Origin of the sequence: Proteiniphilum sp., assembly GCF_034331125.1 — a bacterium.
Classification (GTDB): Bacteria; Bacteroidota; Bacteroidia; order Bacteroidales; family Dysgonomonadaceae; genus Proteiniphilum; species Proteiniphilum saccharofermentans.
Genome location: NZ_JAXQGC010000048.1, coordinates 32,307 through 58,256 on the forward strand (window position 1 = coordinate 32,307; position 25,950 = coordinate 58,256).

The 25,950-nt window shown below is 40.9% G+C and carries 21 protein-coding genes; 6 read left to right on the forward strand and 15 right to left on the reverse strand.

Annotation, left to right across the window (positions count from 1 at the left end; translation table 11 throughout):
• Window positions 1-14 precede the first annotated feature (14 nt).
• From U2P89_RS11940 to U2P89_RS11955, 4 genes are read left to right on the forward strand one after another with little or no spacing between them, the layout of a single operon-like run.
• A complete protein-coding gene (locus tag U2P89_RS11940) occupies window positions 15-923 on the forward strand; it encodes a S66 peptidase family protein (RefSeq protein ID WP_091908505.1) in 909 nt (302 codons plus the stop codon).
• Between the two features lie 13 nt (window positions 924-936).
• Window positions 937-2,451 (forward strand): potassium/proton antiporter, encoded by a 1,515-nt coding sequence (locus U2P89_RS11945; RefSeq protein WP_091908503.1) that lies wholly within the window; start codon window positions 937-939, stop codon window positions 2,449-2,451.
• 28 nt (window positions 2,452-2,479) lie between these two features.
• Entirely contained in the window at window positions 2,480-3,490 is a 1,011-nt protein-coding gene (locus tag U2P89_RS11950; RefSeq protein ID WP_091908501.1) for a M28 family peptidase, read from the forward strand.
• Entirely contained in the window at window positions 3,487-3,918 is a 432-nt protein-coding gene (locus U2P89_RS11955; protein WP_175456819.1) for a SufE family protein, read from the forward strand. Before U2P89_RS11950 ends, U2P89_RS11955 begins: the two co-directional genes overlap by 4 nt.
• A 17-nt stretch (window positions 3,919-3,935) precedes the next feature.
• Here U2P89_RS11955 and hydE read toward each other — a convergent pair whose 3' ends face one another.
• The 4 genes from hydE to U2P89_RS11975 form a co-directional block, all read right to left on the reverse strand.
• Window positions 3,936-5,039, reverse strand: coding sequence for a [FeFe] hydrogenase H-cluster radical SAM maturase HydE (gene hydE, locus U2P89_RS11960; protein WP_313382107.1), 1,104 nt, complete (start codon window positions 5,037-5,039; stop codon window positions 3,936-3,938).
• The gene (locus tag U2P89_RS11965) at window positions 5,040-5,828 is read right to left on the reverse strand and encodes a pyrroline-5-carboxylate reductase family protein (RefSeq protein ID WP_091908499.1); all 789 of its coding nucleotides are present in this window, start codon (window positions 5,826-5,828) and stop codon (window positions 5,040-5,042) included.
• 99 nt (window positions 5,829-5,927) lie between these two features.
• Window positions 5,928-6,701: a glutamate 5-kinase gene (gene proB, locus U2P89_RS11970; RefSeq protein ID WP_175533580.1), complete on the reverse strand. Its 774-nt coding sequence runs from the start codon at window positions 6,699-6,701 to the stop codon at window positions 5,928-5,930.
• Between the two features lie 31 nt (window positions 6,702-6,732).
• Window positions 6,733-7,920, reverse strand: coding sequence for a glutamate-5-semialdehyde dehydrogenase (locus U2P89_RS11975; RefSeq protein WP_092027666.1), 1,188 nt, complete (start codon window positions 7,918-7,920; stop codon window positions 6,733-6,735).
• Window positions 7,921-8,194: 274 nt separating this feature from the next.
• Between U2P89_RS11975 and U2P89_RS11980 the strand changes: the two genes are divergently transcribed.
• Window positions 8,195-10,000 (forward strand): ABC transporter ATP-binding protein, encoded by a 1,806-nt coding sequence (locus tag U2P89_RS11980; protein WP_322191497.1) that lies wholly within the window; start codon window positions 8,195-8,197, stop codon window positions 9,998-10,000.
• Between the two features lie 108 nt (window positions 10,001-10,108).
• On the opposite strand, the gene U2P89_RS11985 is transcribed toward U2P89_RS11980, so the two are convergent.
• The 6 genes from U2P89_RS11985 to U2P89_RS12010 all read right to left on the reverse strand — a co-directional run bounded on the left by U2P89_RS11985 (window position 10,109) and on the right by U2P89_RS12010 (window position 18,302).
• Window positions 10,109-10,534, reverse strand: a complete 426-nt coding sequence (locus tag U2P89_RS11985; protein ID WP_139224047.1) for a hypothetical protein — start codon at window positions 10,532-10,534, stop codon at window positions 10,109-10,111.
• Between the two features lie 113 nt (window positions 10,535-10,647).
• On the reverse strand, window positions 10,648-11,625 hold the full coding sequence (locus tag U2P89_RS11990; RefSeq protein WP_322191498.1) for an AAA family ATPase: 978 nt from the start codon (window positions 11,623-11,625) through the stop codon (window positions 10,648-10,650).
• A 99-nt stretch (window positions 11,626-11,724) separates the two neighbouring features.
• Window positions 11,725-12,882 carry a Wadjet anti-phage system protein JetD domain-containing protein gene (locus U2P89_RS11995; protein ID WP_092027881.1) on the reverse strand — a complete coding sequence of 386 codons (1,158 nt, stop codon included), beginning with the start codon at window positions 12,880-12,882 and terminating at the stop codon, window positions 11,725-11,727.
• Complete coding sequence (locus tag U2P89_RS12000; RefSeq protein ID WP_322191499.1) at window positions 12,879-16,223, reverse strand: ATP-binding protein; 3,345 nt, start codon at window positions 16,221-16,223, stop codon at window positions 12,879-12,881. Before U2P89_RS12000 ends, U2P89_RS11995 begins: the two co-directional genes overlap by 4 nt.
• A gap of 37 nt (window positions 16,224-16,260) precedes the next feature.
• On the reverse strand, window positions 16,261-16,845 hold the full coding sequence (locus tag U2P89_RS12005; protein WP_091908487.1) for a DUF4194 domain-containing protein: 585 nt from the start codon (window positions 16,843-16,845) through the stop codon (window positions 16,261-16,263).
• Window positions 16,842-18,302, reverse strand: coding sequence for a DUF3375 domain-containing protein (locus tag U2P89_RS12010; RefSeq protein ID WP_322191500.1), 1,461 nt, complete (start codon window positions 18,300-18,302; stop codon window positions 16,842-16,844). The genes U2P89_RS12005 and U2P89_RS12010 overlap by 4 nt, the downstream gene beginning before the upstream one ends.
• 236 nt (window positions 18,303-18,538) lie before the next feature.
• On the opposite strand from U2P89_RS12010, the gene U2P89_RS12015 reads away from it, so the two are divergent.
• A complete protein-coding gene (locus U2P89_RS12015) occupies window positions 18,539-18,763 on the forward strand; it encodes a hypothetical protein (RefSeq protein WP_092118259.1) in 225 nt (74 codons plus the stop codon).
• A 93-nt stretch (window positions 18,764-18,856) separates the two neighbouring features.
• Here U2P89_RS12015 and U2P89_RS12020 read toward each other — a convergent pair whose 3' ends face one another.
• From U2P89_RS12020 to U2P89_RS12040, 5 genes are all read right to left on the reverse strand, one after another.
• Complete coding sequence (locus tag U2P89_RS12020; protein ID WP_322191501.1) at window positions 18,857-20,155, reverse strand: sensor histidine kinase; 1,299 nt, start codon at window positions 20,153-20,155, stop codon at window positions 18,857-18,859.
• Between the two features lie 151 nt (window positions 20,156-20,306).
• Complete coding sequence (locus U2P89_RS12025; RefSeq protein ID WP_322191505.1) at window positions 20,307-21,662, reverse strand: sigma-54 dependent transcriptional regulator; 1,356 nt, start codon at window positions 21,660-21,662, stop codon at window positions 20,307-20,309.
• Between the two features lie 23 nt (window positions 21,663-21,685).
• Window positions 21,686-23,161: a TolC family protein gene (locus U2P89_RS12030; RefSeq protein WP_322191502.1), complete on the reverse strand. Its 1,476-nt coding sequence runs from the start codon at window positions 23,159-23,161 to the stop codon at window positions 21,686-21,688.
• A 219-nt stretch (window positions 23,162-23,380) separates the two neighbouring features.
• Window positions 23,381-24,568 carry an ABC transporter permease gene (locus U2P89_RS12035; protein WP_322191503.1) on the reverse strand — a complete coding sequence of 396 codons (1,188 nt, stop codon included), beginning with the start codon at window positions 24,566-24,568 and terminating at the stop codon, window positions 23,381-23,383.
• A gap of 12 nt (window positions 24,569-24,580) precedes the next feature.
• Window positions 24,581-25,897, reverse strand: a complete 1,317-nt coding sequence (locus U2P89_RS12040) for an ABC transporter permease (protein ID WP_322191504.1) — start codon at window positions 25,895-25,897, stop codon at window positions 24,581-24,583.
• Window positions 25,898-25,950 lie beyond the last annotated feature (53 nt).

Below are 25,950 nucleotides of genomic sequence, written 5' to 3' on the forward strand. Positions count from 1 at the left end.
GAGAAAATAACAAGATGAAGCGACCGCCGTCACTGCAATTCAACGATAGAGCCGTCATCCTTTCCCCTGCCGGGAAAATTGACGGATATGTCGTGCAGGATGCAGCCGCTGTCCTGGAGGGTTGGGGACTCCGTCCCGAGATCAGTGAAAACGCCTTGTGCGATGCAGGGCGATTCAGTGGTTCGGTAGCGCAACGGCTTTCCGATCTGCAGAGAGCGTTCGACGATCCGGATGTGAAACTGATCCTTTGTTCCCGTGGTGGTTACGGGACTGCGCATCTGCTTGGAAAACTCAATTTTTCGGGGATAAAAAGAAATCCAAAGTGGCTTGTCGGTTATAGTGATATAACCCTACTTCATGCTGCACTGCAGACTCACGGCATAGCTTCTCTTCATGGGCCGATGGCTCAACATTTTTCCGATGAAGGAGCCGAAGATATAGCGGTACGCTATACAAAAACTGTTTTGGCAGGACAGTCACCGGAATACCGGATTCCTGTGGGAGAGAAAAGTTCTCTTTTAAATAGAAAGGGAGAAGCTACAGGGAAATTGTTTGGGGGAAATCTATCGGTTTTTTGCGGCTTATTGGGTTCTAAATATGTCAGAATCCCCCGTGGAGGTATACTCTTCATAGAAGATATTGGTGAAACCCCCTATCGTGTAGACAGGATGATATACCACCTGAAACTTGCAGGTATATTTGAGAGAATCAGTGGATTGATTGTCGGCCAGTTCACCGGTTACGAAGAGGATAGTCAAATGTATTCTCCATTACAAGAGTCTATCAGAGAGGCGGTCAGTGAGTATGATTTCCCTCTCTGTTTCAATTTCCCGGTGGGACATGTCAAACTGAATTTCCCACTGATCATGGGGGGGATGGCCACGTTGGGAGTTGGAGAAGAATTTATTTCATTCATACAGTAAAACCTAATATAAGATGACGATAAGCCCTGAATTATTATTATTGGTAGGATCTGTCCTATTTTTTATAAGTATGTTGATTGGGAAAGCAGGCCACCGTTTTGGTGTTCCCATATTATTGCTTTTCCTTGCAGTAGGAATGGTTTTCGGATCTGATGGATTTGGTCTGGTCTTTGAAAATGTGCAGACCGCACAGACGATCGGCACGATCTGTTTGACCGTGATCCTTTTTTCCGGTGGATTGGATACCAAGTTTTCTGAAATCAGGCCGGTCATCTGGCCCGGAGTAATGCTCGCGACCTTAGGGGTGCTTATAACCGCTATTCTTACCGGATTATTCACTTTCTGGTTGTCAGGACATATGTTCCCTTCCCTGGGGATCAGCCTGTTGACGGCGATGCTGCTCTCGTCTACCTTTTCATCAACCGACTCAGCATCGGTGTTCGGTATATTGCGGTCCAAAGGATTATCGCTTAAGAATAACCTGCGCCCGCTTTTGGAGCTGGAGAGTGGTAGTAACGACCCGATGGCCTATATGCTTACCATCGTGTTTATGGGAATTATCCAGTCGGGAACACATCCTAATATCGGCATGGTGGTACTCACTATTGTAATCCAATTGGTAGTAGGAAGTGGAATGGGGTATTTAATGGGAAGAGGAGCGGTGACTATCATCAACCGGATCCATATGGATAACAGCTCTTTTTATCCCATTCTTTTACTGACGCTGGGTATATTTATCTTTGCCGCCACATACTACCTGAAAGGAAATGGATACCTTGCCGTATATATTGCCGGATTGGTAATCGGAAACGCCAAATTCTCCCATAAACGGACTTCCATGAAATTTATTGATGGGGTAGCATGGATGAGTCAGATATTGCTCTTCCTTACCCTCGGATTGCTTGTCAATCCCGGTGAACTCATTGAGGTAATTGTACCTGCCCTTATCATCTCCGCTTTCCTGATCTTTATCGGACGTCCGCTGACAGTGTTTCTTACTCTTCTGCCATTTCGTAAAATAGGTTTCAGGGATAATCTTTATATTTCATGGGTAGGCCTAAGGGGAGCGGTACCTATCATCTTTGCCATTCTACCGCTGGCTGCGGGAATCCCGGACTCACGATGGATATTTAATATGGTTTTTGTGATTACTATTGTCTCGCTCCTTGTACAGGGTACTTCTCTTCCAATGGTGGCAAGATGGTTGAATCTGGCTGAAAAACCGCAAAAACATAAAGCGTTGGAGGATTTCGACGTGGAATTTGCAGAAGAGATCAAGTCGGCTATGACGGAGATATTGATCACCGATGAGACTTTGAAGTATGGTAAGAATCTGATAGAGATGCCTTTGCCGGATAAGACTCTGGTGGTTATGGTGAAAAGAGGTGAACAATTTTTTGTGCCGACCGGACAGACCGAACTGCATGCAGGAGATAAATTGTTGGTTATCTCCGACAATGAAGAGGCGTTGAGAGAGACTTATCAGAATATAGGGATTTCGAATTTTTCTTATCAGAAGAATCAGTAATGATTAGTTGATTTACTTAAAATAAAATATGCAACGAGCGGGTAATTTTTTCCTGTTGATTTTATTGATAGCCGGAGTGATGTTTTCCATATCGTGTAATTCTTGTCAATCGAGTAAGTACACGGTTGTGACGGAACCGTACCTCCAAATTTCTCCGGATTTCAACGCCGATAGTGCCTATTCCTTCGTGGAGAAACAGTTAGCTTTTGGCTCCAGAGTACCCGGCACGACGGCACATCAGGCCTGTGGAGATTACTTAGCGGCAAAACTAACCGAGTTTGGTGCACAAGTGACAGAACAAAAGGCGGATATCACTCACTACGACGGTAAAAATCTGACGTTACGCAATATCATAGGGAGTTATTATCCTGAAAAGGAGAAAAGAATTTTACTTTTTGCCCATTGGGATACGCGGCCCTTTGCCGATGAAGAATCGGATGCCGGCAGGCAACAACAACCTATTGCCGGTGCCGATGATGGGGCAAGTGGGGTAGGGACACTGCTCGAAATAGCCCGTAATCTGCAGCAATACCCGGTGGAGGTGGGAGTTGATATTATCTTTTTCGACCTGGAAGATTGGGGGCAACCCTCTTTCGATACCGATTGGGTGCAGGGAGAGTGGTGGTGTCTCGGTTCTCGATATTGGTCGGAGCAACCGCATGTGGAGAATTACAAAGCGGATTATGGTATTTTACTGGATATGGTCGGCGCTGCAAATGCAACTTTTCTGAAAGAGGGTTATTCTATGAAGTATGCACCGAACATATTAGACAAAGTGTGGAGCACCGCAGCTAAGTTGGGACATGGCAATTACTTCCTGCCACAGAACGGGGGGTATATCACCGATGATCATCTGTCGGTGAACCAACACCAGCGGGCTCCAAGCATCAATATAATCAATCTGAAAACTGATACACATACGGGGTTTGCTTCACATTGGCATACCCATAGAGATGATATGCGCAATATTGACAGGGGCAGCCTTAAAGCAGCCGGACAGACAGTAATGGAAGTGATTTATACAGAAAAAGGAACATGATACAAACGATAGACGAAGTACAACAGGAAATTATTGATGAGTTCAGCATCTACGATGACTGGATGGATAAATATGCCGTTATTATTGAACAAGGAAACGCTCTGCAACCGATCGATGAAAAATATAAAATCCCCGAGAATATTATTGAGGGATGTCAAAGCCGTGTTTGGTTGCAGACCGATTATCGTGACGGAAAGCTTTGGTTCCAGGCGGAAAGTGACGCCATCATAGTGAAGGGATTGCTAGCACTGGTACTACGGGTATTTAACGGACGTACCCCCGATGAAATTATCAATACCGATTTGCGCTTTATGAAAGAGATCGGACTTACCGAACATCTTTCACCAACGCGCTCTAACGGATTACTCTCGGTAATCAAACAAATCCGTTTTTACGCTATTGCCTATAAGGCCAAAGCGGAGAAATAAGTCAATGTGCCAATGAACTAAGATGTCTTGGTGCGCCGGAAAAAATGTAACGGATCCCCCCACTCTCCGTATCCGATCGTTTCACCTACAGAGGCTATACGTGCTTCAAGGCAATTATTACATTGAGAGGCATCTTCGTTGAGGCATGGTTTATCTTCATAAAGGAGGTAGTCTTTTCTATGGATGAGAGGTGTGAGATTCGGCATAATCACATTGGCTCCAAAGAGTAAACCCTTTTCACGTCCGAATTTGTCGAGTACCTGCATGGCGGTGGTGGAAGCGATATTGACATCTTTGAGTAATATTCTCAGAATTGCAATCATTCTTAATGTGAGGCCTAGCCGCTCTTCCTGTCGTATGGAATAAGCTTCACTCCGGTAGAATGGGGTAGCTGAATGTTCGATGAAAGGGCCTATTCCCATCATGTCCACTCTCATGTCTCGCAGGAAAAGAATATCACCCGCGATATCTTCATAGGTCTGATAAGGTACACCCACCATACTTCCTGAACCCACTTGAAACCCGATTTCTTTTAATGATTTCAGGCAATTCAGGCGAGTTACGAACCGATGTTTACCATCTTCCGGATGCCACTTTTCATATAAATCAGGAGAAGCGGTCTCTATGCGCAGAAGATAACGGTGCGCTCCACTTTCAAAGAAACGGTGGTAGGTCTCCTCACTCTGCTCACCGCACGATAAGGTAATGCCCAGGTCGTATCTCGATTTGATTTGTTTTACAACCCTGCAAACAAAATCTGTAAAATCTTCGCTTTGGTCTTCTCCGGATTGTAGGACTAACGACCCATAGCGGTTTTCATGGGCAAAGTCAGCTGCCTTGAGAATTTCTTCCTCAGAGAGGCGAAAACGGTTTACCCCTTTGTTCGCCTTTCTTAATCCGCAATAAAAACAGTTTTTTCGGCATTGGTTTGAGAATTCTATCAGCCCACGGAAATAGACTATTCGGTTAACCCTTTCCTGTTTGACCTCCATGGCCAACGATTGCAAGGCATCCATCCCTTCCCTTGTATCCATTTTCAGGATGGATACAATATCCCTCTTATTCAATGAGGGAGAAGAGAGCATATTCATGATATTGTATTGGATACTTGTCTTCTCCATTCAATCTCCATTTTTACTCATCTCCTCCGACCGGTTTCTCGCTGCATCGAGTATCCCTTCGAAGTGTTTCCCTATTTCATGCGTACGGGAGTAATCGAGACCGGCCTGGGTCGTTCCGCCCTTACTGGTGATATTCTGTATCAACTGTTCTATGCTGTAGTTTTTTTGATTTTGGGTGAAATAGAGGGTGGTTCCCTGCGTAAGTTCCAACAGGAGTTCGTCGAGAAGTGATCCCGGGAGATTGAATTCCTGCATTTTATCCTTGAAAATTTGAATAAAGGAGAGGATAAAAGCGGGGCCACTTCCGAAGACTGCGGTGAACAGGTCGAAGCCGCTCTCTTCCAATTGTACAGCTTTCCCCAATTTTTTCAGCAGGTTGAAAATTTCTGTTGCATTCCGGTTCCCGGGCTGATTGGTGGCGAAAGCAGTCACCGATTTACGGTAAGCCATTGCCAGATTGGGCATGATGCGCACGATCAGTTGCTCTTTACCCAGATAACGTTCAATGAAAGCTATATTTCTGCCGGCAACGGGGGAGACGATGGTATTGCCGGCTCTGTTGAGCGGCTTCAGTTGCTCCAGCACAGCGGACAAATCCTGTGGTTTTACCATCAGCCAGATCACATCTGCAAAGGCAACCAGATCATCCATCCTTTCATAATAGGGTATATCTATTTCTCTCCGGCTTCTGGCGTAGTAGGCGAACTCAATCCCTTCTTCCTCTTTTAAGCCCTGATAAACCGCTTTGGCCAGATTGCCGAAGCCTATAAAACCATGTTTCACGCTCATTAATAAATTAATAAATTAAAAGTGAAAAATTAAAAACTAAAAGTGTCATCAAATCAACCTATCCTCCTTCTCTCATTGGCATATTTATCTAATCACTCTTCACTTTCCCACCTTTTTCCCGAATCGTGTAAAGGGGATACGATCACCCATAGCATTGATGATGTAATTGGCACGTTGTCCGTTCACGATCCACATTTCAACATTGTGTTGCATACAAATTTCAGCAGCATGTACTTTAGACGACATGCCGCCGGTTCCGAGGAGGGACTCTTTCTCTTCGATAAATTCTTTGATGGAATCTAAATCGGTGACTTCGGCGATCAATTGTGCATCGGCATGTAGATGAGGGTTCCGATTGAAAATACCATCGATATCGGAGACAAGGACAAGCAGATCTGCCTCAGTAATGACAGATACCAATGCCGAAAGTTTGTCGTTATCCCCCAGCACTATCTCTTCGATGGAAACGGTATCATTCTCATTTACAATAGGGATATAATCAACCTGCCAGAGTCGTTTTATGGTGTTGCGGGTATTTTCGTTGGCTACCGGATTCTCGAAATCACGATAAGTCAATAGTATCTGTGCGATATTCAGTCCGAATGTACTGAAAATATTGTCGTACAGTTCCATTAGTTTTGTTTGTCCGATAGCCGCGAGCGCCTGTTTGGAATCGACATGTTTATTGAACCCGTTGATCTCTACAAATTGTCTCGCTGTTGCAATCGCGCCTGATGAGACGATTACGATATCATATTCTTTTTTTAGTTCCACGATCTGTCGTGCCAAACTCTCGATCACCGCGAATGATATCCTATTTGTTCCGGCCGTTAACGTAGACGTACCTATTTTAATGATTAGTTTCTTTTTCACTTTTAATTCTTCATTTTTCACTTTTCATTTTTCACTCTCTTATCTGCCCGTTTCCATACACAAACCATTTGTTTGTTACCAATTCCTGGGCACCCAGTGGCCCACGGAAATGGAGTTTTTGGGTACTGATGGCGATCTCAGCACCAACTCCAAACTGTCCGCCGTCGGTGAAACGCGACGAAGCATTGTGATATACCGCAGCACAATCTACCTGTTGCATAAATTCTGTGGTGTTTGTGGCGTCGTTGGTGACGATCACTGCCGTGTGTCCGCCAGAATAGCGGTTGATCATATTGATGGCATCCTGTATCCCGTCTACCAGAGTGAGGTATAGTTTCGGAGCCAGGTATTCTTCGCAGAGTGTGGCAGCATCGTTTTCTATCTTAATGGTGTTGCATAGAGATGCTATGTCTTTGTCTCCCCACACCTCAATGCCTTTTCCCGAGAGATGTGTGACCAGATAAGACAGTTTTTCTTCTAATTCATCGAGGCCTTTATGCAACAGCACCTTGTCTATGGCGTTACATACGCTGATACGTTTTTTGCCGTTCAGCACCAGCCGGACAGCCATTCCGAAATCGGAGTTGTCATCCACAAAGAGAAAATTATTACCTCTGCCACTCACAATAACAGGCACCGAAGCGTTTTCCTGTACGAACCGGATCAATCCTTCTCCGCCACGGGGAATAATGAGATCCACCCTGTGGCTGTTTTCCTTGATCAGGCTCTGTGTCTCCTCCCGGGACAGGTCCAGATATTGTACCCAATCCGTATTGACATTTTGTCCGTCGAGTGCCTGTTGCCACAGCCCTGTAAGCAGAATGTTTGTCTGACGGGCCTCTTTACCTCCCTTCAATAGGATCCTATTACCCGCCTTGAATGCTGTTGCTGCCGCTTCGATGGTAACGTCAGGACGCGACTCGTAAATGATCAGGATAGTTCCGAATGGTACCGTCTGGTTGACAATACGCAGTCTGTCTTCCCGTACGAATTCATAGAGGATTCTCCCTTCCGGATCAGGTTGGGAAGCAACCTCTTCCAATGAGCGGATCATTCCATCGATCTTTTTATCATCCACCTTAAGTCGGTCTTTCATGGAATCATCCATGCCGGGAAAGGCTTGCATATCCGCCTCATTGGCCTCTTTGATATTCCCCCTGTTTAACTCCAATAGCTGTACAAGGGAGAGTAATACGTTATTTTTTTGTTCAGTATTCATATTGCTGTGAAATGGTACCTTTGAAATTATTTATCTACTCTTTCTCGAAAAATACTTATAAGAACCAGGCTTGCTTGCTCTGATATGTGTAATTGAAAGTATTTTGGTTTCAAAGGTAGCAAATTATTCTCAAAATTGAGATTTTTACATTTAATGATTAATTGAAGAGCGATATTGTAACAATGGGACGGTAAAATATATTTTAATAGAACTAGGTTTTAAAGAGGAAACGAAACAGGTTAAACCCTTTTAATTTTGTAAAGTCCAATTCCCAATGATTAATAAAGAAACTTACACCCAATCTTTTAAAGCCCTTTTCCGGAACCTGGTTCCTTTTGTGAAACCCTATAGAGGGATGATAGCGGGAACCCTATTTCTTACACTGGTCGGATCTTTTGCCGCCCAGGTAAATCCGCTTTTAGTGAATGAAACGATTAACCGTGTGGAAGATTTACTCCGGCAGCCCGATCCGTTTCAGAATGGGATGAGATTGCTGCTGATTATTTCTGCCATTATGTTGGCCAATGAGTTGTTGAATATTGGTATCCAGTTTGGACAGAAATATTTTGGTGAAAAAATTCGTATCAAAGTAGGGAGCGACCTGTCTCAGGCGTCGGTGGAGAGGATACTCAGCTACAAAATGTCATTCTTCTCTGAACCCGGGAATCAGACCGGATTGCTGCAAACCAGGATCAACAGGGGAATAGAGAGCCTTATCGGGTTGGTGCAGAACTTCTTCCTCGATATATTACCCTTGTTCTCTACCGCCATTATCGCTCTTGTGGTGATGTATAACGCCAATCTTTATGTGGGTTTGCTGGCAACGATCATCATGCCGGCCTATTTCTACGTAAGCCAGAAACAGGCAGGCCGCCTGAAAGGATGGCGTATCCAGTTGCGTGGGCAGCGGGAGCGTAAGAATCACGGGCTGATCAATATTATCGATTCCATCACGGTGATCAAGAGTTTTGTACGCGAAGAACCGGAAGGGAAGAAGCAATACGACGTACAAATGGAGATGCTGAACAACCAGTTACAGACCCGTCGGACAAGCTATGTCTATGAGAGCCTGAAATCGTTTATCCAACAGATCGGGGTAGTACTCATCATCATTCTGACCGTCTTTCTTGTACTTGACGGACAGATGGGAATCGGTGCCATTATGATGCATATCATGCTCTTCCGCAACGTATCGGCGCCTATTAGCCAGTTACATCGTATCTACGACCAGGTCAACGACGCCCTGATCTATGCCGACGGTTTTTTTGAAGTGCTTGCCAACGACGATGCAGTGGAACTCGGAGGTGATATCAGGGCCGGGAATGTGCAGGGGCAGTTTGAAGTACGTGATGTCACCTTCACCTATCCTAACGGAAAGCAGGCGCTTTCGGATATAAATCTTTCCCTTGAAAAAGGAAAGACCACCGCCATCGTAGGATTGAGCGGTGCCGGTAAGAGCACACTCATCAATCTTCTCTGTAAATTTTATAAACCCGATAGTGGAAATATCCTGTTGGACGGGATCAACCTGGAAGACTATGAGAATGGTTCGTTGCGGAATAATATAGGTCTGGTGCTGCAAAAGAATCATATCTTTAAAGGAACAATCTACGACAATATCCTTTACGGGAAACTCGACGCTACACGGGAAGAGGTGATCGAAGCTTCGAAAAGGGCTTTCCTTCATGAACAGGTACTTTTACTTCCGGAGGGTTACGATACCGATGCTTTTAATCTGAGCGGCGGCCAACAGCAACGAATTGCCATTGCCCGGCTGTTCCTGAAGAATCCACCCGTGATCTTTCTCGATGAACCTACTGCCAGTCTCGACGCGATAGCTACAGAGCATATTAAAATGAGCCTCGATGCCATTAAGGAGGGACGTACCGTGGTGATTATTTCACACTCGCTATCGCAGATCATCGATGCCGACGTGATCCATGTGTTAAAGGACGGACGCTTAGTAGAAACCGGATCACATGAATCGCTCTATAAACTGAACGGAGAATACCGCAAAATATTCGACGCTTCGGCCCGCAGCCTTAACCTCAATAAGATGCTCGATACCCTTGCCGTGTGATCATATTACGTTTTTTATCAAAGTAATCCGATTCGTGGAACAAGTTTGTTGTTGACGGCATATTTCATTTTTCATTGGTTTTAAGATGGCGGTAATCTGGTTGCCTACTTAGGCAAAAATTCTTTTTAATTCTTCAATATTGACATTATATGTATTGTTGCCTAGATACTTAATTAGTTCAGCTAATCTGCGAAATTCTGTGGCATCAGAAATTTGCGTAAAGAGTTTCTTAAAAGTCTTGAAAGCATTTTCATTTTTACCAGACACCTGCTTTGTTATTTTTGTAAGAGCGTATATATCTGTAGGAAGTCCATATTCTATTGTAATATCAACGCCCATTTCATTTGCAGCTTTTAAGAAAAACTTTTCAATAGCAGGACTTATTTGAATTATATAATGATGGTTTGTGCTATGTTTATACAGAAACAAAGATTCATGAGAAACAATTAATTCAAATTCTTGCATATAAGGAACTTCTCGTTTGTCTTTATCAATAACTCCCACAGCAAAACTGTCGTTAAACTTTTCTTTCATTTTCTTGATAACTGTTCCACAACCTTTTTGGTGATTGAACTGGTCAAAACACCACGTAATTGTCTCCGTAAGACAGGTATCTAGATAACATTCCGGTATAATTGTGAGCCCATTCATTTATTCAAAAATATTTCTGCATTAAAAAATAAATCCACGCCAAACCGATATACTTTATCTATTTCTTTTTCAGACAAACCTTTTACTGTTGTTTCTCCACCTTTAAAATCAATAAGATAAATTGCTAAATCTTCTTTTTTGTTTTCCAGAAATTCATTAAGAACATAAGGACTATGTGTCGTTATAAAGAATTGATTCGTTTCTGAATGAATAATGTCAGTTGTTATTTTAGAAATGTAAGGAGGATAAGAATGAGCTTCGGGTTCTTCAAATGTTAAAATAGCATTTTCATTACTATCGATAGCTGTTTTATAAAACATTATTCTCTGCAAAGTATCAGCAATAGAATTAAATGGAACAAGATAAATACTACCGTCTGAAACAGTTTTGAGTAGTTTTATTTGCTGACTTGATTGATCAAAGGAAAGTGTAAATCCATACAAAGCTACAATATCTAAAATCTCTTTCTTTGTACTTTCCAATGATTGTAACACAGAAGAAAGATTACATCCGGTGATCGGTTGTAGGAACTTAACACCTGTATTTTCAAATTGAAAAGGTGTTGGAAAAAAATAACTTCTTACACCCTTATTAGGCATTTCGACTCCTGTCTGCTTAATTCTCAGTCCGGTTAATTCCACAACCGATTTTTCATTTAGAAATCCATTTAAACGAGAGATATGGCTTGTTTTATTTGAGCGAAAAACAAACTTATCAGAATCCGTATGGATTTCTACATCTTTGGACATATCACCGTTATAGAATAAATCCGATTCATTTTCACAACGGATAAATTGTTGGAGAGATTTATTATTTATATACCGAGCATAAGGTAAACTAAATGTAGCCAACGCCTCTAATATATTACTCTTTCCTACATTCGGCTTTCCGATTAGAAGGTTTATCCTTTTACAATCCTCAAGAGCAATATATTTAATTGACTTAAAATTCTTTATTTCAATTCTTGTTGTCATATATTTATTCATTAATTGTATTCTGTCAAACTCTTTATTTGAGTATTCTATCTGGTTGAATAGTTAGTAACATGAAATACAAATATAGTGATTTTTATGCTATGAAATAGATCTTATTTTGAAATATTCGTTTACATAATCAAATGGAATTTTCTCTTGTTCGAGCCGCCAGTTGTTTATTTTTAAAATATCGTAAAGCTGTTGTTCTTCATCTGTCAGATTAAGTTTTGCAAAAACATTTGTCGGTGTTCCACTGTCATTTTCGAAGAATTTTTCAAATGTTTTTTTGTCCATGAAAATACTTTTTGCACTAGGATAGTAACTTCTGAATTGCGACAAAATTTCAAATCCTTGCACATCTATGTCCCCCCAATAGATTAGTTCTTTGTCTGAAAACCACTTAATAACCTTTAGATTAGAGACGCTAAATCCACTTCCGAACAATGCAATTGTTTTATGCATTTCAGGAAGTGTCAATGCTGTATAGAATGTTGTTTTATTCTCCAAAACAATTACTCTGCCAATTGGCAAGTCAAGCGTTCGAAATTGGCTCACAGGAATAGCCATATCATCGACTCCAGAAAAGCACTTTTCACTGATTTCTTTGTCAAGAACTTTGAATCGGATTTGAGGTTCGGCATATTTCAGGTTGAATCTTTTTTCAAATTGTTTTTCTTCGGCGTTGATACTTTCAGGAATGAGAACGTCCAGCAAATCTCTGATTACACCTTGAAGGTTTTCGACGAATTTTGTGTGTACATTTATCGGTAATTCCCTTATATATAGGTTGGGTCTGGGATTTTGTCTGAAATATTGACACACTTTGAGAATATTTATCCATTCGGATTGGTAATCAATTACTCTTGAAGGATATTTGAATACCCATTCTTTTAATTCGGGAAAGGTATTCATGATTTTCTCCATATTGGCTTTGAACAATTCGACTTCTCTTTCCTTTCCCAAAAACTTCAAGAAATCTTTTTCAGTTTCAAAGTAGATTGATTCAGGTAAGTCTTGTATGCCTAAGTGCTTTGTTTTAACCCTTTGGAATTTAACTGTGTAACCAAACCCCTTTTTCTCTTTGGAATGGCTGACGATTAGTTGTATCTCTCTTTCAAATTCAGATAATGAAGATTTGGTGTAAGACTTGTCTCCACGGATAACCAATTTTGAGAATGGCATATTCTTAACCAAATCTTGTAGAAAAGAAATGTATTTCCTTTCAGCTTTGTTTTTTATTTGCTGCGGTGTAATCATTTATTCAGATACTTATCTTTTTCTTCTTTGAATTGTTCAATCGGCATGTCATATAGCCATGAATGTCTTTCTTCCTTACGCTCCACATAATGTACGAATGAAATGTCGTTTTCAACGATATGAATATTGTCACTTGGAGTAACAACCAACAACTGAAGATGGAGTTGCTTGCATAATGTTATCAGATATCGGGCCTTATCCTCGTCCTGTGCCTTGAATGCTTCATCGATCGCGATAAAACGGAAAGAGTTGCTTTGTAGTCCCTCTTTTGTTAAACCAAACTGATAAGCTATCGCAGAACCTAAAATCGTGTATGTTAGTTGAGCTTTTTCGCCGCCTGAAAGCTGTCCCATATTTTCATAGGTTTTAAATTTTTGTTGGTTCTCCTTGTAAAATTCTTCGGCTTTATAATTGAACCAGGAGCGAACGTCCATAACTTCCTTACGCCATTCTTCCTTATCTAATCTTTCAATAAAAGGCTGAATATTTTCATTAAAATGGTGCTTCTTTCCTTCAATGGAAGCATTCATCTGATATATATTGGGTACTGCTGCTGCCAAAAGTTTTCTGAATTCCAGTACTTCATTATTCTTTTTTGGTGAAGCAATAAGCTGAATATATGTCTTCGGATTGTTTTTGAAGTCTATTTCACTCAAAGAATCATTCAGATGTCTGATATTTTCCTTGATCGAATCCGACCAGTTTTCAAAAAACATCCTGAAGTCGCCCACTTTATTGGTTATAGTCTCTTCCAGATAGTCGTTGAATTTCTTTTCAAATTTTGGGAGATTGTCCTTTTCCAATCTCTCCAAAAGTTTCTGGTATTCGCTGATAAATTCCAGATTAATTGAATCGGGAAGTGAATTTACGTCTGAACGCCAATCCTTGAATTTATTGGTAATTTCTTCTGATGGTTGCTTGAATGCATTGATTTTGATTTTTACATCGTCTTCGTTCGAGCGCTTTTGTCTATCCAATTCTGATATTTCTCTTGATTTTTTTACTTGGAAATTTGTACGTTCAGTTTCAAGATTTGCATATTCAATGTTTAACAGATCAGGATTTTGAGTTTCGAATAGTAAAATGTCGATATTGCCCAAAGCTCCAATGATCGCTTTATTGTCATTGATTGTTTTCTCGATACTCTTTTGTTCTCCTTCAGTTTGGAAAATCTCTCTGTCCTTATTTTTTATATCGATTTCCGACAGTTGTTTTAAATCACCTTGTACTTTTTGCAATTGTGTTTGTAACTGTTTAACCCTGTCGTTGGTCTTTTCTAAAGCCTCTTTCTCTTCTCTTTTTCTCTGTATTTCTTTGGCGTATGATTGCCAGTCTATATCATCGTATTTCTCGTATTTTGAAAATAAGTTATGACATTCGTCTTTGTAGATCCCTAAATTTTTTATTTCGGTATTTTTATTGACAATGGCTTTTCTGTTTTCAGTTTGCTGACTTTGTAAATTGGTCAACTCTTTTCTTAAAACAGCTATTTTTTCTTTATTATCCCATCCTAAGACATAATTTTCTTTTCTAATAATATGTGGACGATCATCTTTTTCGTGTCTTCCTCTTTTGAATTTTATCAGTCCGTTTTGGGTGATGGCCATTTCTGAATAACGTTCGAATTCAGAGAGTGTATCGACACAAACAAAATCAAATTGTGATTCTAAATAATTTTCAATCCAACCGTAGAATTCCGTTTTTGGCTTTATCTCAATTTTATTTAGAAGGGAGTTTTCGTTGATATTCTTATGCCGAAAATTACTTAAATAATCCTGTCCTTCGTACTTGTCATAACGAATTCGGCCTCTTAAATTATGATTGTTTACATATTGGTTTACTTTTGAATAATATTTTGTAGGCACAATCATACGTAAGGCAAAGTTGTGAAGCACTTTTTCAATAGACGACTCCCATGCCAATTCATCTTCTTTCACCCTGATTAATTCTCCAATAAATGGAATTTCTTCTTTGCTTGCACCGATATGTTCAATAATTTCATTTCGTATTTCGGCTTCACGGCCGGCAATATTGTTTTTGTTTTTTTGTAGCGTTTGAATTGTATTTACTAAATCTTCCGTTAACTGTGATAATTCATCTTCTTTGTTTTTTAACGTCCGGAGATTATCATTTTCCTCTTCAATCTTTAGTTGTGTGTTTTGTTTTAACTGTTTGGCTTTTTCTCTAGTTTCCATGAAGGTTTCTTCATTAGGGTTCGTACTTAATTTGATGCTTTGAGCAATTTTATTGTAATCATCGATCTTTGTTTTTCTGTTATCCCGTTTTTGTTCCAACTGCTTGATTTCTTTTTCTAAATCTTTGATCTTGCTTCCAACTTCATCTCTCTCAATAGCAATAGAAATACTTCTTTCCTCTTGTTTTAATTCATCTTCTTCCCTCCGCAATTCTGCTATCTCCTGATTCAACTGTTGTAATTTCTCCTTGCATTTTTCTAATTCCTTCTCACCTAATTCTGTTGCTTTCTTTGCAAACCAAAATATTGCCGTATCTTTAGAGGTATTCAATAACTGTAAATCTTCCTGAATCTTGTCCAGCTTGATTGCAATTTCATTGATGGGAGTCAGTTGTTTGATTTGTTCTTTGGCTTTTTCAATATTGGTCTTGGCGTCCATTAAGGTCAGGAAACTTTCTTTGAGTTGAATAAATTCCGATTCGGCATCTAATTCTTCCAGCATATTCGTCCGGATGAACAGGTCTAAATCTTCCAGCACCTTTACACCCACAATCTGATTAAATAGACTCAATGCTTTGTCAGAACGCATTCCGAATAAGCCGGATATTCTTGTGGCATAAGCTGCCGCACTGTCGACAAACTCAATTCTTTTTTTGGATGAGTTCGCATTATAAGTCCTATCTAAACGTTTTTTCCAGTTTCCATACCTGTCAAATTGAGTAAAATCTTTCCCTATTTCAAGCGGAACGTGGGCAACTCCAAATTGTTTCTTTAATTCATTGTTTGAAAACCAGCGTACTTGAAACAAGGTGATTTTCTTTTGATCGGTGTTTGAAAAGGATGCAAGAATGACTGAATATGTGCTTGTATCACGCAGCATTTGCTTAGAAATCGAACTTTTTCCTTCTTCCAGAATGGTCCCATAATGGCCCAGTACGTATGTCTCTTCCGTACGGTCGCCTTTTTTAACAGCGGCTGATGACTGATTGTAAAAGCGATCTTTTTTAATTGGAACCATTAAGGTCAGTAGCGCATCTATATAGGTGCTTTTTCCCGATGCATTGGCACCTGTCAATAATGAATTATTGCCCTGAGGGTTTATTCTAAAAATATGCTGGTCGAATGTTCCCCAATTAAAAACTTCCATATATTGGAGCCTGAAACCTGCATCGTCAGAACTTGTGCTAAATAGACTCAACATATTCTTTCAGTTTTGTTTGAAAACTATATAATTCATCGAGCGTAATTTTCTCTTTGATAATTCGATGAATTTGGTATCTCGTTTCGTTGTCTTTTTCGCTGACAACTTTCAGGTAACCTAATTCTGTGACCTGTCGGATATATTTATCCAGATCCTTCTGGAATTTTAGCTTGTTGTACCCTTCTTGTAGAAAGAGTTCCAATTCCTCCTTGATTTCTATATTCGTAATAAATTTTTCCGTTGCCAACTGTATTGGATTGCTGTCAAAATCTTCTAAGCTTTGTCGTAAAACCACGAGTATGATTGATGTTTCAAATCCTATTCGACTTCTTGTAACTAAGCCGAGCGTATTGCCTTCACTATCTTCAAATTGTTTTACATAAGCAAAACCGTCATCTTTTTTCACGATGAGTTCCAAACCAATCAGGCTGATGTAATCTTGAATTTCGGTTTGATAATTAAGTATATCATTCCATAATATCTCTGAATTTCTCTCTATGATCGAAGATCTAAGTAATTTTGCGATTGCCTTGCTATACGGTTTGATATTTTTTTCTAAGCTGTTCATTTGGTCAAAATAATTTCGGGGATTCTGATTTGTTTTTTGTTCTCAATATCAAAAACAATACCCTGAGTTTTATCCGGGTTGATTGCATGTTTAAATTCTTTTACAATACTCATATATGCCAATAACTCTGGTAAACCCTTTTCAATTCCTCCATGAAATTCAACTACATCTAAAAGCGTTGTTTGAGATCTTTCTTTCAACACATCCTTAATTCTTCTCCGGAGTAATTCCCGGTCAATGTTTAATTGAGAAAATAATTTGTTGAAATGATTGGAAGAATAAATCTCTTCGTCTGCAATTTGAGGTTTCTGCACATATATGATTTCTTCTTTTTGTTCAAGCGTTATTTTTCTTTCAAATGGTATATTGACATCCATTTCAGTCTCTAACTCAAAGGAAATATCAGGCTTTCTCCTTGTCTTACTGATTGTAATCAGTTGTTTTTTTATTTCCTGAATGACATTTTTTGTAGCTTCTGATTTTGAAGTTTCGCTTTCACGGATAATGCGGCTCAATTTATCCGCCATTTTATCATTGGCCTTATATACTTTTTGTCCTGAACTATGTAAATGTTTCTTCATCCCTTTCAGAAAAGGATCGTTAACCGGGATAGATTTTTCTTGTAATGTTCTATACAATTCTTTGGTTAATCTATCCCATTTGTGCTGTAACTCTGGATTTAATATGAATGACCAAAAAGCGTAGAAACTCTTGCCTTGCTGACTCTCTTTCAACTCCTCAAGTGCATCGAAAGTAAATTCCAGAATATCGCTTTTTGTCAGACTCCCATCAGCGTGTTTTTGGTAAATGCCTTTGGTTATCTCTTTGAAATTGTCTTCTACCTCTTTGAAGTCCGACAGTAACTCTTTGGCAGATTGATTGAGCTGATTGAAACGAGGAACGATTTCAAATTCTTCAAACACTTTTATGTCTTCGCCAATTTTAATACGCTGTATTTGCTGTTCGATTTCCAATTTCTTTTTTTCCAATAATTCAATACGTTTTTCAGTATCCTCATTGGTAAACTCAACCAGTTCCTCTAACTGATTCAGAATAGTGTTGAATTTTGATTCAGTACCTACAAATTCTTCTTTTTTCAGACTTGCCAACCAATCTATGGTTTTACTTGAATGCGTGGAAAGTTCATAGAAAATTTCTCCCCGTTCGTCAGCGTAATTTGTCAAGAATCCTTTGTTTGTCCAGTTAAGAATGTATTTTTTAGCTTTGGTCTCATAGGTGTCAAATGTGCTAATCTCATTCTCTTCGTCATTCTCAATTTCGTTTTCTTCCAGAAAATCGGCTAAATTGACATGAATGTTTTCCGACGGAATACCCCCTTGCTGGTCTGAAAATATTTCCACAAGAAAAGTAATAATCATTTCTCTATTTCGTAAACGCAGCAATTCGACACTTGGTGAAGTATTGAGTATGTCTAATATTTGAGTAATGTCTGCCATTACTAGAAATTTTTCTGATTTATAAATACATTCTGCTCTTTGCTATTAGCCATATATTATACGATTTGTAAATATACCACTTTTAATTAGTATATGAAAAGTTCTCTTTGAAAGATGTCTCTTGGTATATCTACTTCTCTTATGATTGGACAATAAGCCAACCATAAAAGTGATATTATAACTTTGTGCTTTGAATCTTTTACCCTAATTTTGAGCTTTATAAAACCAGAAATATAATGATGGTAGCAGTACTTGAACTAAAAATAAAACTTATAAAAGATATCTTGGATGATAGAACCGATGAGACTATTTTGGATAGTCTTGAAAAACTTTATCAACGTTTAACTTCGGGATCTCCGTGTACATATTCTTTGGAAGAATTAGAGCAAAGATTAAATGAGGCAGAAGAAGATTTTGAGAAGGGGAGAGGTATTCAGCATGGTGACATTAAGCGGAAGTAATCTCTCAAGGACGTTTTACAGTATTATATTTTATAGAGAATAAAATAATTTACATTGCCGGAATCTGGAGTTATAAACAAGATATAGATATCTTTAATCGAATCGGATAATAAACCGGGTCCATCCGTCGGGATAAGTGCGGAGAGAGTACTGGAAGTCGTGCTGGGTAAGTACTTCGCGGATAAAAAGCAGCCCGATTCCTTGTCCCTGGGGTTTACTGGAAAAGAAGGGATTAAATATCTTTTTCTCGATCTCCTTACTGATTCCTTTGCCGTTATCCGCCACGACCAGTGTTCGCGGTTGCGAACCTGTGGTGATGACTATTTTTCCCCCTTCTTCAATACTTTCTACCGAGTTCTTGATGATATTAAGCAACACCTGCTCAAACAGTGATGTGTCGAGTAATACCGGTTGGAGGTTTTCATCGGGTTGAAAAGTGAGTTGAATATTCCTGTTGTGGCACATCACTTCCATAAAACGCGTCAGGTTGCCGATTAACCGGTTCAGGTCGACAGGTTCCCGCTCCGCTTTCGGAATCTTTACCACATCTGCGAAGTTGGTAATAAAGCGGCTCATCCCGTAGCACCTCTCCACGCAAATTTGCATGGCCTGGCGCATATCCTGCGCTTCGGAAAGAGACGCCAGTTCCTCGATCACAGTATCGAGGGTAGAGGTGATCCCCGCAGTGGTATTGTTCACCTCATGCGATATCATACGGATCACTTTTTCGTATGCTTTCTTCTCGGCTCTGCGTACCTCCTCGGTAAGACCCTCGATTAAATAGAACGGACGAGGGAATCCCCGGTCGACGAACGATTCCAGCGTACATTTATATACGGTACCGTTACTTAAGCCTATAGAACGGGTTTCGTGCATGGGGATTTCCGAAAGGTCGATCGGTACCGATCCCTTTATTTCGGAGAGTTTTTTACCTTTTATTTCATCTGCATTATCCAGATCCAGTAGTTTAACTGCCGTAGGATTCAGGTCGGTGATCTGATGATCATAGTTTAGTACGATGACACCCATGGGGGAAGCGGAGATGAGCAGGTCGAGAAATTCGTTCTGCTCCCTGAGCTGGAGACGTTCGTTCTTCAATTGTGTCATCATCTTATTGAAAATAGCGACGACTCTGTCCGCTTCATATTGTCCCACCTCCCGGAGTTTGGAACTGAAATCCTGTTCCCGGAGCAGATCCATTCCGCTACTGATCGTTTGCAGCGGGCGTACCGTTTTCCGGTAGAAAACAGCCAGATATACCAGTGCCACCAGAATGAGTCCTTCTAAGGTTACTGTTTTCCACGACAATGTATGCAGGTTTTCGTAGAGTGTGAACCCGAAGATCAACAGCAATAAAAATACCAGGATATAGAAGTATACTCTCAATTTCATATTTTAAATTCCAAATTCAAGATTCAAGATTCAAGAATCAAGATTTGGCTTACACCTATTGTTAATTGACTACGTCGATTACTAATTCAGATTTAAATCACTCAATCTTTTAATCATCACACCATCACATCTCCGAATCATTATATCATTTTCACAACCCGTATTTCTCAATACGCCGATAAAGGGCGGTTCTGCTTATCCCTAATGTACGGGCGGCTTTTGACAGATTACCGTTGTGTTGCTCGATAGCATTGCGGATGGTCTGCGCTTCCAGATTGTCTAACGTCATACCCTGAATTGTGCCGTGGGCTGCCGGAGATATTTCCTGCATAGATGTCTGGTTTTGCAGATCATCTGCCTGAATACGACTCTTTCCACTGACAAGTATGGTACGCTCCACTAAGTTCTTCAACTCCCGGATATTTCCGGGGAAAGGCAAGATTTGGAGCAATTCGAATGCCTCGGGAGTAAATGATACTGATGGCAGCCTGTTTTGTGTCGATTGTCGGTCGGCAAAAAATTGTGCCAGCAAGGGGATGTCCTCTTTACGCTCACGCAGAGCCGGTAAATGGATTTGAATAAGGTTGATGCGGTAGAAGAGATCTTCCCTGAAGGTCTTATCTCGCACCATTTGCTGCAAATCGGCATTGGTAGCGCTAACCACACGCACATCCACTTTCCGGGGATTGCTGTCGCCCAGCACTTCGAAGGTCTGGTCCTGTAATACACGTAGAAGTTTCACCTGACAGGTGGTGTCGAGTTCGCCGATCTCATCGAGAAAGATGGTTCCCTTATCGGCCAGTTCGAAGCGTCCGGTACGGTCGGCATGTGCATCTGTGAATGCCCCTTTGCGGTGTCCAAACATCTCACTTTCGAAAAGACTTTGCGATACACCTCCCAGATTGACTTTCACGAATCGCTGTTTTTTTCGTGAGCTGTTTTTGTGAATTGCCTCTGCTATCAACTCTTTACCTGTTCCGCTTTCTCCCGTGATCAATACCGATGCGTTGGTATCGGCGATACGGGCTACGGTGGAGAGCACATCGACCAATGCCTTTGATTGACCGATGATCGAAGAGAAATCGTATTGACTATCCAGTTCGCGGCGGGTTTGTGGCGAGCCGGAGGTCATTTTTCGCGTTTTCAGTTCGAGTGCTGTTTCTATCGATTTTAGCAGATGGCGGTTATCCCACGGTTTGGTGATAAAGTCGAAAGCCCCGGCCTTCATTCCACGCACGGCTAGCGAGATAGATCCCCATGCCGTGATCAGTATTACCGGTACCCTTGGACAAAAAACCTGGACTTTCTGCAGCAATTCCAATCCCTCTTCACCCTTGGTCGTCAATGAGAAATTCATATCCATAAGCATCAGATCGGGTGGAGTATGGCGTATGAATTCCAGCGCCGCTTCGGGAGAAGTTAGCGCTTCGGTTTCATAACCTGCACGTTTCAACAGTAATGAAAGTGAAGAACGTACAATCGCATCATCGTCAATTATCAGGATCATCATAAGCGCAAAATTACTATTTTTTATTCTCTTATCAGTCGTTCAAACTCCGCATCCATATTTACTCCTTTCTCAAAGTCGTATAATGTAAGGCTCCGCAGTTGATAGAGGTAATACCAGTATAGGTGCATTTCTGAGACATAGTTGGCGCGGGCATTGTCTTTTGAGAGTTGTGCATCATTCAGGTCGAGTGTGTTGATTTTTCCGATCATGAATGACTCGACCGATGTGTTATAACGTTTTTGCGCAATCTCATCGGCTTCCCGGGCAATACGTAACTGTTCCGTCTGGTGATTGTATTGTTCCACCAGCAGGAAAATATCCTGATTGAAATCCATCTGTTCCTGTTTGAGGCGTGAGGCGATCACATCGCGGTTAGATTCCGCTACTTTTACGCGCCCTTTGCGTTTTCCCCAATCCAGAATAGGAATCTTCACTCCTACCTGCACTACCTGATAATCCATCAGGTTCTGATATGCTGCGCGGAGTACCTGATCCTGTCCGGTATAACCTATTGAAGCGAACAGATCTATCTCCCGTTGTGCCCCTTTGGCTTTCGCTACTTCGTAATCTGCTTCCAACTGACGGCGACGGATATTTTGTGCAAGCGGGTTGTTCTGTTGTGCTTTTTCCAGTACCTCGTGATAACTGATCACGGGATATTGCACCATTTCCGGGATAACCGGATCGATGGTATCGGTTTCGCTTAATCCTAAAAACGACCGCAGGCGGAACATCGCACCGTTGAGGGCCGACTGTTCTTTGGTGAGATTTGATGCTGCTTTCAGGGCCGAAAGTTCTAATTGCAGCAGTTCGTTTTCTGATATCTGTCCCATTTTACGGCGTGCCTGTGCAATCTCGTAAATACGGTCGGCGTTTTTCTTGTTTTGTTCGGCAATATGTAGGTTTTCTTTTGCCAGCAGTAGTTGGAAATAGTAGGTGATGGTGCGGAGTGTGATGATCTCCACATTTTCCAGGTAAGCCGCTTTCGCTTCATTATACCGGATGGGTTCAATGCGCCGTTTCCATTTCATGCTATTTACACCGAAGATAGGCTGGGAGTATGTGACTCCCACCGGTACACTCATATAGTATCGGTTGGCTCCGCTGGTATTCAGCGGATCGATATATTGCAATGATGTATTGAGTGACAACTTCCCGCCTGTCAGCCAGATATTCTGGTCGATGGAGACATCTCCTGTTATACCCAGTGAATTGGTTCTGACAAATTTATAGGTGCCGTCTTCACTCTGGTACAGATTATAGCTTCGGCGATAATCAGGGAGGGTAGCGGAAAAATTCACTTCGGGCAGCAGATCTGCCCGGTAGGTACGATATTCCCAATAGGATGTTTTTAATTCATTAAGTGCTACTGCTGCATCCACTGATTGCCGTCGTGCCATTTCTACGGCTTCGGAGAGTGTCAGCACCTGCTGTGCTGACGTCCCCGTTGCCAGAGAGAATAAAACAAGTAAAGTGATGAAAGTTATTTTTTGCATAAGATTTTCGTTGTGTCGAATTCGTTTGTCTATAGACAAAGTATGTGCCAAAAATATAACCTTCTGTGTGTTAGTGTATAATGAAAACGGGACTGTCCGAAAACGAACACTCAGAGTTCGAATTCGGACAGTCTCTGCTTTAGTTGCGTGTATTCCACCAGTTTTTTTACACTAAAAATATGATTTCATTCCTTCCTACTTTCCACCGTTCCATATCCGCTATTCATCCCTCAATGCTTCCACCGGATGTACTTTCGACGCTTGCCGGGCGGGGATCCATGCACTGAAAGCCACAATAGTGGCAAGCAGTATATAGGTAATTCCGTTTGTTATCAGAAAGCGAAGCCATTTGTTGGCCGTAATATAGCCGCTGTTGGTTACTTCCTGCCCCAACGTTTTAATAAGATCTGCCTGCAAAATAACTATATTGATGAAGACGGCAGGAATTGTAGCTAGTGTCAATATCAATAAGGCTTCTATAAGATACTGAGTTTGAATTTGCCTGTGGCTGCTCCCCATTGCCATGCGCAACCCTATTTCGCTGCGCCGCGTCTGATTACGGAACCAGAATGTACCGATAACTCCCAGTGCGATATTGAGCAGGAAGAAAATCATTACACCGTTTCTTATCCGCACCTCTTTGGTAATTCCCCACTCAAACTCCTGTGCACGTTGTATAGCGCGATAAGATTTTATATCTGATGATACTTCGCGTTTAAATTGCTCCAGGGAAAAATTACTGCCCGTACGGATAGATATTTCCGGAGATGACATCTCGTTCAGATCATCGGGATAAAAAATCACATTGCCCGGTTGAGAATAGTCGAACCGTTTTTGGTTTTCTACTACATCGGTAACCCGGTATGTCTTATTGTGAAAATAGACAGTTTTGCCTATAGGGCTTTCTTCCCCGAATAACGATTCTGCCAGGTTTTGAGTAAGCATGACCGTGTTATAGTCCGATAAAAATAACCGTGCCGGTTGTTTCGTATTGATTGAATGAATATTAAATACATCGAAATAACTGTTTGATCCAATTCTTTTGGTCTGTACATTATAGCCTGTGGATGTTGAGTCACGTTGTATCTGATATCCGGTATATGAGCCACCGAAAGGGGTAACACCCCAGTCCGATGTGGCAAAAATATGTTGCACTCCCGGAAACCGTTTGACTTTATCAAGAAAACGGTCGAAATCGGAACGTGTGCTGTCATTTATATTCTTTCCAGATACGATTTGCCAGGTATCGGTGATATCGTATCCATTCGGGATCATCCGGTTATGTACCATTACAAAAGCATAATCCGCAATATACCAGCACAGTACGAAAACTAATAATAATTCACTGAAGATCCAGCCATTGCGGCGGCGTTGTGTCCAGATTTGTTTTAATATATGTTGTATCATATTTTTCAGACTTCAATTTGTGTAGTTCTCGCTTAATGAGTCGGTAATGTTCTTTTTTGTAAACCGGTAAGCCGGAATAATGGCTGATAAGGTGTTGACAATGAGTGCTGCCACGAATGCCTGGGAAAAAACTGTGAAATTGATAAGCATTCCCGGGGTTATACCCGATGTGCTTCCGGTAACAGTCTCTATATCTGATGATAGGATAGAGAGTCCACTGAGCAACATATCACTGAAAACCGTTATCAGTAGATAAGATATCAGCAAGCCGACAAACGCCCCGATAAGTGTGAGCAGGAAGTTTTCGATAAGGATATGGTTTAACAGCGTGCTATTTGGCGCACCAAAGGCTTTGCGTACCCCCATTTCAGCCAAACGCTTTTCCATACGGCTACTGTTTAATCCCGACAGGTTAATTGCAGGCACCAACATAAAAATCAGTAATACGAAAACGAATTTCTGAAAAATATCATTGATATCCAATGGACTGTTTCCCATACGAAAAGAGCTTGCCAAAACATTGTCGGGTTGTCCCAATAAGTCGATATTGTGTGTAAGATTGGAGCTGTATCGTTGTAGGCTGGTATGGATTTCTTCACTTACTCTTCGGGTATCGCCGGAATTTTTCATAAGAATGACTACTGAGAAAAAACCCAGGATACCTTCTTGAGCAAAAGTTTCCGTATGATTTGGGTGCAGTGTATAAGGTAGCCAGATATGGGCGAATGATTCCGAAAGTAGGTAAGATGCATCTTTAACCACACCGTTTACATGGTACTCTTTTTCATTCATGATAAAATATTCTCCGATTGCCTGACCATTGGGAAAAAGATGCTGTGAAAGGCTTTCCGAGATTACCACGGATGGAATGGCAGAATCGAATTCTTCCTGTGAAAACGGTTTACCTTGTAAAAAACGAAATTGAAATACCTTCCAGAAATTTGCATCTGTATATTTTACATATACCTTTTTGTCTATTGTACTCCCCAATGTATGTACCTTATAGTTCTCTTTATAGGTAAAGAGTGTTGCCGTTGCCACTTCGGCCGATTGAAGATTGTAAAAACAGTTTTTTACTGTCTGTAACGATAGGAATGCACTTGCATTTGACCTTTCGGTAGTGTCTTTGGGGGTTATTTGAGCCATCTTTACGAATAACAATCTGTTTCGTTCCAGTTCGGGGTAAATATTACCTGTTTTCAGATAGAAAAAGATGGCAATTACCATTACCATAGAAATCGCCAGCGCTGTTCCGGCAACGTAAATAATACTGAAGAGTTTATTTTGCCTTATCAGTTCCCACGCCTGTTTGAAATATTGTCGGATCATTTTTATTTTTCAAGTTCGTTAGTTAAAACTATGCACTTTCAGTGCAAGGCTTT